The organism is Actinomadura luteofluorescens, assembly GCF_013409365.1.
GTDB lineage: Bacteria > Actinomycetota > Actinomycetes > Streptosporangiales > Streptosporangiaceae > Spirillospora > Spirillospora luteofluorescens.
In genome coordinates this window covers 3,084,880-3,097,587 of sequence record NZ_JACCBA010000001.1, presented here as the reverse complement: position 1 = coordinate 3,097,587, position 12,708 = coordinate 3,084,880, and the positions used below count along the sequence as shown (strand labels likewise).

The window sequence follows — 12,708 nt, the reverse complement described above, 5'->3', positions numbered from 1 at the left end:
ATATGCCGCCGTCAAGCCCCGGCCTGGCCCGCGAGGTCTAGGGGAGCGCGCCGTCGAGGATCACGCGGAGCTGCTCGGCGCGGCCGCCGGTGATGGCGCCCTCCCGGGCGCGGGTGGCGATCTTGTGGCGCAGGGAGGCGACGTCGGTGCGGCTCCGCTGCCCGTGGTCGAGCATTCGCTCGATCACGTTGCCGAGGTCGAGGCCGACGTCGTCGCGGACGTCCCCGGCGGCCACACCCTCGTCCACGGCATGCCGCAGCCTCACCAGGACCTCCTCCACGTTCGGTTCCGTGGGCGGCGCCTGCGGTGGGGGCGGCTCGGGGGCGGCCGATCCGGGCGGCGGCCGGGGCGTCGCCGGGCTGGACGGCTCGGGCGGAGCCGGTGCGGACGGGGACGCCGCCTGGAGCGGGAGCAGCCGGTCGGCGGAATCGTCCCGGCTGGAGAGGGTGTCGCCGATCCCGAGGACGAGCACCGTCGCCGCCGCCATCGTGGCGGCGACCCCGGCCAGCGCGAGCCAGGGGAAGCGGGCGGCGTGCGGGGTGCCGGGCAGGCCCTCGCGCCGCCATCCAGCGTCCCGTTCGCCCGTCATGTCTGGACGGTGGCGAGGACGCGGTTCAGTTCTTCGGCGAGCCCGGGGGACAGGCCGCGCTCGCGGCGGCGCGTGACGATCTTGTCGTGCAGTTCGGCGATCCGGCCGCCGACGTCGACGTTCCGGTCGGCGGTGAGGTCGTTCTCCAGGTTCGTGATGACGTTGTCGAGGTCGATCGCGACGTCGGAGCGGATCTCGCCGGCGGCGTAGCCGCGGCTGACGATGGGGCGCAGCCGCCCCAGCGCGTCGGTGACGCGGGGAGCGGTCGCCGACTGCGGCGTCCGGAACGTCGGCGCGGGGGCCGGAGGGGCGGCGCTCGTCCGCGCCGGGGCCGGGACGGCGACCGGGGAGCGCGGCGCCGAGAGCAGGACCGCCGCAGCGGCCGTGACCGGGATCGCCACGACCAGGGCGAGCGCGGCGAGGCGGGCGTTCCCTCGGCCGGGCGGCGGAGGCAGGGCGCCGGTCCGGTGGCCGTCGGGCGGGGCGGCGAAGACGGCGTTCGGCGGTCCCTCGTCGCGGGCGAGGAGGGCGGCGACCTCGGCGGCGGACGGGGCGTCCGGACCCATGCAGCGGGCGGCGAGCGCGGACAGTTCTCCGGACGCGCCGGGGGCGAGGCAGGCGGCGATGATGACGCCGAGCGCCCGCACGTCTGCGGCCTCCGTGCCGTCGCCCGCCGACCGGACGACGCCGCCGATTCCGGTGTCGACGACCTTCACGTCGAGGCCGGTGTCGCCGCGGACGAGCACGACCCTGTCCGGCTTGAGGTCGCCGTGCGTCACGCCCGCGGCGTGCGCGGCCTCCAGCGCCCCCGCGATCTGACCGCAGACGGAGGCCGCCTCGGGAACGGCGAGCGGTCCGCGCCGCAACCGGTCGGTGAGGGTGTCGCCGACCAGGAACTCGGTCACGACGAAGGGCGCGAGCCGGCCGGACGCGTCGCGGGTCTGGTCGCTGTCGAAGACCGTCTCCAGGGCGGCGTGGGAGAGCGCGGCGGCGCGGTTCACGCCCCGCCGGAAACCCCGCTGCGGCCCGGTGCCCGCGGGCGCCGGCACCTTGACCGCGACGGGACGGCCCAGCAGCTCGTCCCAGGCGCGCCAGACCTCCATCGTCCCGCCGTCGTCGAGACGTTCCACGAGGCGGTAGCGCTCCGTCAGCCGCAGTCCCGATTCCACTGGACGTCACCCTCGTCGCACTCCGGTGCCGGGCGCGGTCCCCGGCTCGTCAGGCAGTACGCGCCGCCGGCCCCGGCGGGTTCGACCGATCCGCGGTGAAGACCTTTTCGAACGGTCCCGAAAAGGGACGGCAATTGGACCAGGAGTCAGTTGTCTTGATATTGAGAATCCCCGGTCCAAGTGACAGGATCTGTAGCTCATGATCCCCGATGCAGGGCAGGGGTGACCATGACCGTGGGCTCCATTGTCGTGCCCGTCGTACTGCTGGTCTTGGCGGCGGTTCCGGGCCTGCATTTCGATCTGGTGCGCGGCCGCCGGGAACGCGCCCGCCCGGGCGGCACGCTGCCGCGGTTCTCCCGCGTGGTGGTCGCAGGCACGATGGTCACGACGGTGACGTCGATCCTGCTGGGCGTGCTGGGGCAGGCCGTGGTGCCGAGCCCGCACCGCCTCCTGGACGAGGGCGGCGCCGCGGTCCCGCCCCTCGCCGCCGCCTGGACGGCGTGCTGTTTCCTCGCGCTTTCCCTTACGCTCTCGTCGCTGGCCGCGGCCGTTCTCGCGCGTTTGGAGAATCGTCCGGGGCCGTTTCCCGCCGAGGCCCGTCCGGCGGCCGGGTCGAGCGCCGATTACGGGGACCGCGACGTCGAACTCGAAATCACCCTGAACAGCGGCGAGACCTTTCGCGGACTCCTCGGAGAGGAATCGGCGGCGCGCGGGAGCGAGCCGCCCTTCATCACCCTGTGCGGCCCCATCTTCCAGCTCGACGGGCACGGCAAGCCGCTGCCGCTGGACGCGCTGCACTGGGACCGGATGGTCGTGCCGACGCGGTCGGTCACCAGCGTGCTGGTGCGGCCGGTGGAGGAGCGGCCGCCCCCGCCGGCGGCGCTGCGCGGCGTCCCGTCGCGGCACTCCGCGCCGCGCCTGCACCCGTCCGACCAGCTCAAGATCTTCGTCGAGCAGTGCTACGCGTGCCGGCTCGCGCCGGGCCCGCTGGCCAAGCTGCTCGCGCTGGAGCTGGTGGTGATCGCGCTGGCCGGTGCGGTGGCCGGCGCGATCACCTGAGCGTCACACCCGGCTCGGCGACCGCTCGGCCCGCCACGCGGCGAGCAGCTCGCGCAGGCTCTCCTCGTACCGGGCGATGTTCGCGGTCTTGACGTCCTCGTAACCGCGGATCATGTCCGGCAGCTCGGCGATCCGGACGGCGGACTCGTGCCGGCCGTCCCCGGCGGCGCCCGCGTCCAGCCCGGCCACCAGCTCGTTCACCACCGCGACGTACCCGGTGACGAGGCGCCGCTCGGCGCGCCGCTGCGCGGTGGCGCCGAACGGGTCGAGCGGGGTGCCGCGCAGCCGCCGCATCGCGCGCAGCGCGCGGAACGCCGGGCGGGCCGTCCGGCCGAGCGCGATCTTGCGGTCCACGCCGACGGCCCGCAGCAGCGGCGGGTGCAGCATGTAGGCGACCCGGGAGCCGGGCCCGAACTGCTCCTCGACGCGCCGGGCGAGCTCCGGGTCGAGGTGCAGGCGGGCCACCTCGTACTCGTCCTTGTAGGCCATCAGCTTGTACAGGTTGCGCGCCACGGCCACCGCGAGGCGGTTCCCGGCGGCCCCCGCCGCGTCCTCGGCCCTGGCGACGCGCAGGACCGCGTCCAGGTACCGCCCGGCGAGCGCCAGGTTCTGGTAGGCGGCGAGGTCGGGCACGCGGATCCGCAGGACGCGGGCCAGCTCGCCGTCCACGCCGGCCGCGTCGACGAGGTCCATCGCGGCCGACGCGGTCGCGTCCAGCGGGCGCGGCGCGACCTGGGCGGCGGGCGCCGCGGCCTCGTCCCGGCCCTCGGGTTCGAGCACGAGGCGGCGCCCGGCGCGGAACGCCTGGATGTTCGCCTCCACCTGCACGCCGTTCAGCGTGAGGGCCTCCTCGATCGCCTTCGCCGACAGGGGCAGCAGCCCCGCCTGGTAGGCGGCGCCGACCACCACGAAGTTGGCCGTCGTCGTGGCGCCGAACCAGCGCTCGGCGAGCGCGAGGGCGTCGAGCGCGACCAGCCGGTCCGCCCGGGTGCGCTCGGCGATCCGCCTGACCAGCGCCGCGCTCGGCGGCAGCGACGCCGAGGTGTCCACGATCATCCGCCCGGTCGGCACCTCGCTGGTCGACACGATCGCGGCGGTGCGGTCCGGCGCGCAGCGGCGCAGGTTGGCCTCCGTCGTCCCGGCCAGGGAGTCGAACACGAGGTAGGCGTCGGCGCCGCCGGCTCCGACCATGCCCGGCCGCTCCCGGTCGGCGGTTCCGATGCGCAGGTGCGACACGACCGCGCCGGCCTTCTGGCTGAGCCCGGTCTGGTCGAGCGCGCGGGCGTGGCGGCCGTCGATGAGCGCCGCCGTGGCGAGCACCTGGTTCACGGTCACGACGCCGGTGCCGCCGATGCCGACGAGCAGCACGTCCGCCGACTCGGGCCGCGCCTCGGGCTCCTCCAGCTCGCCGATCGGCGCCAGCGTCCGTGCGGCCCTGGGCTTGCCGCCCGGCAGGACGGTGACGAACGAGGGGCAGTCGCCGTCCACGCACGAGTAGTCCTTGTTGCAGGACGTCTGGTTGATCTGCGTCTTGCGGCCGAACTCGGTCTCGACCGGCTCCACGCTGAGGCAGTTCGACTTGGTGCCGCAGTCGCCGCACCCCTCGCAGACCGCCTCGTTGATCAGGACGCGGGTCTGCGGGTCGGGGACGAGGCCGCGCTTGCGCTTGCGCCGCGTCTCGGCCGCGCACGCCTGGTCGTACAGCAGGACGGTCACGCCCGGGATCTCGCGCAGCTCCCGCTGGACGGCGTCGAGGTCGTCGCGGTGCCGGACCCGGACGCCGGGCGCCCAGCCGGTCCCGCGCGGGTAGCGGGACGGGTCGTCCGCCACCACCACGATCTTCGCGACGCCCTCGGCGTGCAGCATCCGGGTGATCGCGGCCGGGTCGGAGCCGCCGTCGGCGTCCTGCCCGCCGGTCATCGCCACCGCGGCGTTGTAGAGGATCTTGAAGGTGATGCTGGTTCCGGCGGCGACGGCCTGCCGGACCGCGAGGCTGCCGGAGTGGAAGAACGTCCCGTCGCCGAGGTTCTGGAACATGTGCCCGGTGTCCGAGAACGGCGCCGCGCCCACCCACATCGCGCCCTCGCCGCCCATCTGCGTGGTGCCGATGCCGCGGTCGGTGAACACGGTCATCACGTGGCAGCCGATGCCGCTCGCCGCGACCGACCCGTCCGGGACGACCGTCGACCGGTTGTGGGGGCAGCCCGAGCAGAAGTACGGGGTGCGCGCAGGGGCGAGCAGGTTGATCTGCGGCGTGCGGGGCTTCAGCACCGCGTCGCGCAGGTCCACGTGCTCCTGCCCGACGCGGTCGGCGAGGAGCCTGGCGAGGGCCTTCACGAGACGGTCGGCGTCCAGGCCCCCGTCCGGCGGGACCAGGCCGGCGCCGTCCGGGCCGTTCTTGCCGTACACGGCGGGACGCTCCGCCAGGTCGTACAGGACGTCCCGGATCTGCGTCTCGACGAACGGCCGCTTCTCCTCCACGACGACGATCTCGCGCAGGCCGCGGGCGAACTCGCGGATCCGGTCCGCGTCCAGCGGGTAGATCATGGCGAGGCGCAGCAGCCGGACGCCCCGGCGGGCGAGGGCCTCGTCGTCCAGCCCGAGCCGGTCGAGGGCCTCGCGCAGCTCCACATAGGTGCGGCCCGCGGCGACCAGCCCGACGGCCGCGTCGCCGGCGGCGCCCTCGATCCGGTCGAGGCCGTTGGCCGCCGAGTAGGCCGTCGCGGCCTGAAGGCGGCCCTGGAGGACCTCGGTTTCGAGGGCCGTCGTGCCCTGGAGGTCGACGCCCGGCTTGCGCGTCGGCTTCCACGGCCGCCCGCGCCACGCGAACTCCGGGTACACCGGGCCGGGCACCGGCTCGACGTCCACGATCTCGTGCGAGTCGGCGACGTCCGTCACGAGCTTGAACCCGGTCCACGCCCCGCTGAACCGCGACATCTCGAAGCCGTGCCGCCCGAGGCGCAGCAGGTCGCCCACCGACGCGGGCACCAGCACCGGCATGAACGCCTCCGCGAGCGCGCCCTCCGTCGCCGACGGCAGCGTGGACGACTTCGCGGACGGGTCGTCGCCCACCACGGCGAGCACCCCGCCGCGCTCCGACGTGCCGAGCCAGTTCGCGTGCTTGAACGCGTCCAGTGACCGGTCCACCCCGGGCGCCTTGCCGTACCAGAGCCCGAACACGCCCTCGAACCGGGGACCCGGCAGGTGGTCGGCGAGCTGCGACCCGTACACGGCCGTCGCCGCCAGCTCCTCGTTCACGCCCGGCACGAACCGGATGTCGTGGGCGTCCAGCAGCTTCGCGTCCCGCACCAGCTGCTGGTCGAGGCCGCCGAGCGGGGACCCCCGGTACCCGGACACGAACCCGGCGGTCCGCCATCCCCGCCGGGCGTCCGCGCGCCGCTGCTCCAGCAGCAGCCGGACGAGGGCGTGCACCCCGCCGATCGCGATCCGGCCGCGCTCCAGTTCGAGCCGGTCGCGGAGGGGGGAGGAAGAAACGGTGGTGCTCATGCTTGCATTGAGCCGCCTAAGCTGAGCGGAGTGCAAGATGGTCGGACGATAATTGAGCGGATTGCTCAAGTCAGAATCGAGTTATCCGCCGGAGCTGAGCGTTGTGACCCGTACCACTCTCCTCGATCTGCAGATCCTGCGCCGCCTCGTCGAGCAGCCCCGCATCGGCGTCACGGAACTGGCCGCCAAGCTCGGCATCGCCCGCAACACCGCGCACGCCCGGGTGGAGCGCCTCGAACGCGAGGGGGTCATCGGCCACCGCGGCCGCGAGGTCGACCTCGGCGCCATCGGATTCGAGCTGACGGCCTTCGTCACCCTGGAGGTGGCCCAGGGCCGGCTGCGCGAGGCCGCCGTGGCGCTCTCGGCGATCCCGCGCGTCCTGGAGGTCCTCGGGATCACCGGCCAGGGCGACCTCCTCGTCCGCGCCGTCGCCCCCAACGGCAAGCAGCTCCACGAGGTCATCGACTCGATCCTGGCCTGCCCCGGCGTCCGCCGCAGCACCACCTCGATCGTGCTGACCCACCAGGTCCCGTTCCGCGTCGGCCCCCTCCTGGAGGACGAGGAGAAGCGCGCCCGGGCCGCGTCCCGCAAGCCGGCCGACTGACGCCGCCGGCGACGCGGTACGAGGTCAGCGGATCGTGACGCGGACGCTTCCGTACGCGAGGCGTCCGCCGCCGTCCTCCTCGACCGCGACGATCAGCGCCGGGCCGGGCTTGAGCGCATCGTAGAACGGTGTGTCCCACCCGTCCGCGTCACGGATGGATCCCACGCCACCCTGGATCTCACCGTCCCGCCGCACGACCGCGTACGCGGGAGGGGACCCGGCCGCCGCACGCAGGCGCGGGCGCACGCCCACGGTGGCCCGCGCGGCGGGTTCCAGGATGCGGACGGTGGCGGCGGGCACGGGATCGACCCGCCCATCGGCGGAGCCGTCGGCGATGGAGTGCACGACGACGGCTCCGGCCGGCCGCAGGTTCCGCTTCTCGACGAGCAGGTAGAGGAACGTGCTCGGCGTGCCGCTCCCCTGCGTGTCCGTGTTGACGAGCCTCCACCCCGAGGGCCCGTGGGAATCCAGGGCAAGCCGGGCGAGCGCCCCGCGCAGCCCCTTCACCGAGCCGTACCGCCGCTGCGCCTCGGGCGTCAGCAACCGCCAGGCCGTCCCGGCGTCGCGCCGGGCCACGGCGGCCTGCCACTCGCGCGGCACACCGCTGATCCCGCTGGTCACCGGCGGCGGCCTGCACCCGCACTCCCGAGGCCGAACGGGCGCATCGAAGGCGGCCACGACCGCCACGACCGCTCCCGCCACGGCCACCGCCCCTGCCAGGACCGCCCCCAGGAGCCGTCGCCGACCCAGCACCGCCCCCACGAGCCGTCGCCGACCCGGACCCGCCCGCCGAACGCCCGCCACCGCCGCCCCCTTGCCTCCGAAACGCCCGACTCGGACGCTCCCGCCCGCACCGGGGTTCCGCGAAGTCCCCGCGGGTCATCCGGGCGCCTCTACGGGACGCGGCGCGCGACCAGGAGCGCGACGTCGTCCTCGGGCGCCTCGCGGCCGATCATCGCCGACATCACCGCCGCGCCGACCGTCTCGGGCGGGCCGGCGTAGGTCGCCTCGCACAGCCGGGCGACGCCGTCGAGGATCGGTTCGTTCCGCCGCTCGATCAGCCCGTCGGTGTAGAAGCAGAGCAGGGCGCCGGGCCGGAGGCCGAAGGTCATGGTCCGGCGGGGGAGGTTCTCGCCCAGGCCGATCAGGACGTCGAACTTCATGTCCACCGACTCCGCCGGGCCGTCCGGAAGCGCGAGGACCGGGGGAGGGTGCCCGGCCGACGAGACCCGGACCCGGCCCACCACGGGGTCGACGACCGCGTACAGGACGGTCGCCGTCGCCTCCGGCTCGAAGTGCAGCATCTTCCGGTTGAGCTTGCGCAGCACCTCGGCCGGGTCGTCGTTGTCCAGCGCGTAGGCGCGCAGCGCGCTGCGCATCCGGCCCATCACGACGGCTGCCGAGAGCCCGTGGCCCGCCACGTCCCCCATGACGATGCCGACCTCTCCCGACGGCAGGTCGAACACGTCGTACCAGTCTCCGCCGACGAGCGCCTTGCCGGGACGGTAGCGGGCGGCCAGTTCGAGACCGGGGACCCGCGGCGGCGGGGCCGGGATGAGGCTGCGCTGCAGCTCCAGCGCGCCGGCGCGTTCGGCCCGGCCCAGCAGGGACCGCACCGCCAGCGCGGCGTGGGAGGCCGCGAGCTGGAGGAACTCGGTCCCTCGCCGGTGAAGCGACGGTGGGCGAGCGTCCCCACGTGCATGACGCCGACCAGCGTCCCGCCGCCGACGAGCGGGACGCCGAGCAGCGATTGCAGGCCCCGCTCGGCGAGCAGCGGGTTGAACACGCCGGCGCTGGACACGTGCGGGACGTAGACCGGCCGCCGCTCGGCGGCGACGCGCCCGGCGAACCCCTCGCCCACCGGGACATGGGCGGCCTGGACGACCTCCTCCTCGAGGCCCTTCGCGGCCGTCGCCACGAGGAACCGCTCCTCCCGGTCCAGGAGCAGGACCACGGCGGTGTCGACCCCCAGCGCGGCGCGGACGCGGTCGAGGAGGGTGTCGAGGAGGTCGTCCACGTCCATGGCGGCGAACGCCTCGTCGGTGATCGCCTGGATGTTCGCCAGCCTGCGGATCGCGCCCTCCGAAGCGCCCGCCGTGTTCTCCACGCTCACACCTTATGTACTACCTCACGGCGGCGGGCGGGGCTTGCGGCCGCAGGCACCTCCGGACGCCGGCGGCGATCTCCAGGTCCTCGCGCGCCGCCACCACGAGCGTCCGGACGGCCGCGCCGGCGGCGGTGACGTCGGTGTCGCCGTCCGCGGCCGCGTTGCGGCCGGGGTCGACGCGGGTCCCGAGGTGGGCGAGGTCCTCGGCCAGCCGCAGGCGCACCGCCGGGTCGTTCTCGCCGATCCCGCCGGTGAAGACGAGGGCGTCGAGCCCGCCCAGCGAGGCGGTCATCGCGGCGGCGCAGGCGCGGAGGCGGTGATGGTAGACGTCCAGGGCGGCGAGGGCGGCCCGGTCGTCCTCGGCGGCCCGCTCGCGGACCCGGCGCATGTCGCCGGTGCCGGTGAGGCCGCGCAGCCCGGAGTCGCGTTCGAGCGCGTCGTTCACCTCCGCGGGCGCGATGCCGTGCTTCATCAGCCAGAGCGGGATGCCGGGGTCGATGCTGCCCGCCCGCGTCGCCATGACCAGCCCTTCGAGGGGCGTGAACCCCATGGTGGTGTCGACCGACCGGCCCCCGGCCACCGCGCACAGCGACGCCCCGGCGCCGAGGTGGCACACCACCATCCGCAGCGCGGCCGGGTCGGCGCCGATCATCTCGCCGGCGCGGCGCACGGCGTAGGAGAACGACAGCCCGTGAAAGCCGTAGCGGCGCAGCCCGAACCGCTCGGACCACTCCCGGGGGAGCGCGTAGGTCGCGGCGGCGTCCGGCAGGGTGGCGTGGAAGGCGGTGTCGAAGCACGCCACGGCCGGGACGTCCGGCAGGACGCCGGTGATCTCGGCCAGGGCGCGCAGGGAGGCGGGCTGGTGCAGCGGCGCGAGGTCGGCGAGCTCGCGGAGCCGCGCGGTGACCTTCTCGTCGACGCGCACCGGCTCGGTGAAGTCGGTGCCGCCGTGGACGAACCGGATGCCGACGGCGTCCGGCCGGGGCAGCCGGGCGACCAGCCCGGCCATCTCGTGGCCGCCGCCGGAGTCCTCGGCGAGGACCTCGTCTCCGGCGTCGAGCAGGCTCACCTTCAGGCTGCTCGACCCGGGGTTGACCGTCAGGACGCGCATCAGTAGGGCCACGTCCAGTCGCGGACCTCCGGGGCGTCCTCGCCGTGCTCGCGCGTGTAGGCGCGCAGGAAGAGGCGCTGGTCGGCCATCCGCTGCCGGAGGTGGGCGACGCGGGCGCCGAGGGACGGGACGCGGTCGATGACGTCCATCACGAGGTGGAACCGGTCGAGGTCGTTCAGCATGACCATGTCGAACGGCGTGGTCGTCGTCCCCTCCTCCTTGTAGCCGCGGACGTGCAGGTTGCCGTGTCCCGCGCGCCGGTAGGTGAGGCGGTGGATGAGGTACGGGTAGCCGTGGAAGGCGAAGATGATGGGCTTGTCGGTGGTGAACAGCGCGTCGAACTCGCGGTCCGACAGGCCGTGGGGATGCTCGCTGGACGGCTGGAGCCGCATCAGGTCGACCACGTTGACGACCCGGACGCGCAGCTCGGGGAACAGCTGCCGGAGCAGGTCGGCGGCCGCGAGCGTCTCCAGCGTCGGGATGTCGCCCGCGCAGGCCAGCACGACGTCGGGGTCCGCGCCGCCGTCGGTGGACGCCCACTCCCAGATGCCGATGCCGCGGGTGCAGTGCGCGATCGCGGCGTCCATCGGCAGCCAGTTCAGCGCGGGCTGCTTCCCCGCCACGACCACGTTGACGTAGTCGCGGGAGCGCAGGCAGTGGTCGCCGACCGACAGCAGCGTGTTCGCGTCCGGCGGCAGGTACACGCGGACGATCTCCGGCTTCTTGTTCAGCACGACGTCGAGGAAGCCGGGGTCCTGGTGGGTGAAGCCGTTGTGGTCCTGCCGCCACACGTGCGACGACAGCAGGTAGTTCAGCGACGCGATCGGCCGCCGCCACGGCAGGCCGCGGGTGACCTTGAGCCACTTGGCGTGCTGGTTGAACATGGCGTCGACGATGTGCACGAACGCCTCGTAGCTGTTGAACAGCCCGTGTCGCCCGGTGAGCAGGTAGCCCTCCAGCCAGCCCTGGCACAGGTGCTCGCTCAGCACCTCCATCACCTGGCCGGACCGGGCCTGGTGCTCGTCGGTCGGCAGCAGCCCGCCCTGGAAGACGCGGTCGGTGGCCTGGAACACGTCCCCGAGCCGGTTGGACGCCGTCTCGTCCGCGCCCATGATCCGGAAGTTGGACGGGTTGGCCCGCACGACGTCGCGCAGGAACGTGCCGAGCCTGCGGGTGGGCTCGGTCGTGACGGTGCCGGGCTTGCCGACCTCCACGGCGTAGTCGCGGAAGTCGGGCAGGGCCAGCGGCTTCAGCAGCAGCCCGCCGTTGGCGTGCGGGTTCGCGCTCATCCGCCGGTCGCCCGCGGGCGCGAGGGCCCGGAGCGCGGCCACCGGGCGGCCCGCCTCGTCGAACAGCTCCTCCGGGCGGTAGGAGCGCAGCCACTCCTCCAGCTGCGCGCGGTGCCCGGCGTCCTCGCACACCCCGGCGAGGGGCACCTGGTGGGAGCGCCAGGTGTTCTCGACCGGCAGCCCGTCCACCTCCTTCGGGCCCGTCCAGCCCTTGGGGGACCGCAGGACGATCATGGGCCAGCGGCGCCGCTCGGTCGCCCGCCCCTCGCGGGCGGCGCGCTGGATGTCGGCGATCTCGTCGAGGGCCTGGTCGAGGGCGGCGGCCATCTTGCGGTGCATGGAGGCGGGCTCGTCGCCGCTCACCAGGAACGGGCGGTAGCCGTACCCGTCCAGGAGCTGGACGAGCTCCTCCTCGGGGATGCGGGCCAGCACCGCCGGGTTCGCGATCTTGTAGCCGTTGAGGTGCAGGACGGGCAGGACGGCGCCGTCCCGCACGGGGTCGAGGAACTTGGTGGAGTGCCAGCTCGCCGCCAGGGGGCCCGTCTCGGCCTCGCCGTCCCCGACGACGCACGCGACCACGAGGCCGGGGTTGTCGAAGGCCGCCCCGAACGCGTGGGCCAGGGAGTAGCCGAGCTCGCCGCCCTCGTGGATGGAGCCGGGCGTCTCCGGCGCGACGTGGCTCGGGATGCCACCGGGGAAGGAGAACTGCCGGAACAGCCGGCGCATGCCCGCCTCGTCCTGCGACACCTCCGGGTACACCTCGCTGTAGGTGCCTTCGAGCCAGGCGTTCGCGACCGCCGCGGGCCCGCCGTGCCCCGGGCCCATGACGTAGATCATGTCGAGGTCGCGCGCCCTGATCACGCGGTTGAGGTGGGCGTAGCAGAAGTTCAGTCCCGGCGTGGTGCCCCAGTGCCCGAGCAGCCGCGGCTTGAGGTCGCGCCGTTCGAGGGGCTCGCGGAGCAGCGGGTTGTCCAGGAGGTAGATCTGCCCCACGGACAGGTAGTTGGCGGCTCTCCAGTACGCGTTGATCTGCCGTACGTCGTCATCGCTCAGGGTGCCCGACTGGGTCATGCGGGTCCTCCGGGTTCTCTCGATCGCCCTGAGGACATCCCGTCCCCACGGACGGGGTTCTCAACCGTCGAGGAGAGCCCATCAGCCCCGTGCTCGCGGGCCTAGGGCCGAACGTCCCTGGCGACAACGAGGCCACGGCGCCCGGCCGTGACCTCGTTCCCCCCACCTCGGTGTGACCGTCACCGGTTACAGGGGCGGCATG

Annotated in this window: 10 protein-coding genes; 2 read left to right on the top strand and 8 right to left on the bottom strand. The window is 74.3% G+C overall.

Annotated features, from left to right (window positions below; translation table 11 throughout):
* Window positions 1–37: 37 nt before the first annotated feature.
* Together BJY14_RS14200 and BJY14_RS14195 are read right to left on the bottom strand one after the other, a co-directional pair.
* Window positions 38–589: a hypothetical protein gene (locus tag BJY14_RS14200; protein ID WP_179844050.1), complete on the bottom strand. Its 552-nt coding sequence runs from the start codon at window positions 587–589 to the stop codon at window positions 38–40.
* Window positions 586–1,758 carry a protein kinase domain-containing protein gene (locus tag BJY14_RS14195; RefSeq protein ID WP_179844049.1) on the bottom strand — a complete coding sequence of 391 codons (1,173 nt, stop codon included), beginning with the start codon at window positions 1,756–1,758 and terminating at the stop codon, window positions 586–588. The genes BJY14_RS14200 and BJY14_RS14195 overlap by 4 nt, the downstream gene beginning before the upstream one ends.
* Before the next feature lie 228 nt (window positions 1,759–1,986).
* On the opposite strand from BJY14_RS14195, the gene BJY14_RS14190 reads away from it, so the two are divergent.
* Complete coding sequence (locus tag BJY14_RS14190) at window positions 1,987–2,817, top strand: DUF6338 family protein (protein ID WP_179844048.1); 831 nt, start codon at window positions 1,987–1,989, stop codon at window positions 2,815–2,817.
* Between the two features lie 3 nt (window positions 2,818–2,820).
* Here the strand turns inward: BJY14_RS14190 and BJY14_RS14185 are convergent, their stop codons facing one another.
* Complete coding sequence (locus BJY14_RS14185) at window positions 2,821–6,324, bottom strand: indolepyruvate ferredoxin oxidoreductase family protein (protein WP_179844047.1); 3,504 nt, start codon at window positions 6,322–6,324, stop codon at window positions 2,821–2,823.
* A 103-nt stretch (window positions 6,325–6,427) separates the two neighbouring features.
* Between BJY14_RS14185 and BJY14_RS14180 the strand changes: the two genes are divergently transcribed.
* Entirely contained in the window at window positions 6,428–6,928 is a 501-nt protein-coding gene (locus BJY14_RS14180) for an Lrp/AsnC family transcriptional regulator (RefSeq protein WP_179844046.1), read from the top strand.
* 24 nt (window positions 6,929–6,952) lie between these two features.
* Here BJY14_RS14180 and BJY14_RS14175 read toward each other — a convergent pair whose 3' ends face one another.
* The 5 genes from BJY14_RS14175 to BJY14_RS14160 all read right to left on the bottom strand — a co-directional run bounded on the left by BJY14_RS14175 (window position 6,953) and on the right by BJY14_RS14160 (window position 12,506).
* Window positions 6,953–7,549 carry a hypothetical protein gene (locus BJY14_RS14175; RefSeq protein WP_179844045.1) on the bottom strand — a complete coding sequence of 199 codons (597 nt, stop codon included), beginning with the start codon at window positions 7,547–7,549 and terminating at the stop codon, window positions 6,953–6,955.
* Between the two features lie 272 nt (window positions 7,550–7,821).
* A complete protein-coding gene (locus tag BJY14_RS44425) occupies window positions 7,822–8,358 on the bottom strand; it encodes a PP2C family protein-serine/threonine phosphatase (protein ID WP_312879789.1) in 537 nt (178 codons plus the stop codon).
* Entirely contained in the window at window positions 8,316–9,035 is a 720-nt protein-coding gene (locus tag BJY14_RS47205) for a GAF domain-containing protein (RefSeq protein ID WP_312879210.1), read from the bottom strand. Before BJY14_RS47205 ends, BJY14_RS44425 begins: the two co-directional genes overlap by 43 nt.
* A gap of 16 nt (window positions 9,036–9,051) precedes the next feature.
* Window positions 9,052–10,146 (bottom strand): acetate/propionate family kinase, encoded by a 1,095-nt coding sequence (locus BJY14_RS14165; protein WP_179849371.1) that lies wholly within the window; start codon window positions 10,144–10,146, stop codon window positions 9,052–9,054.
* On the bottom strand, window positions 10,146–12,506 hold the full coding sequence (locus BJY14_RS14160) for a phosphoketolase family protein (protein ID WP_179844044.1): 2,361 nt from the start codon (window positions 12,504–12,506) through the stop codon (window positions 10,146–10,148). The genes BJY14_RS14165 and BJY14_RS14160 overlap by 1 nt, the downstream gene beginning before the upstream one ends.
* Window positions 12,507–12,708: the final 202 nt, after the last annotated feature.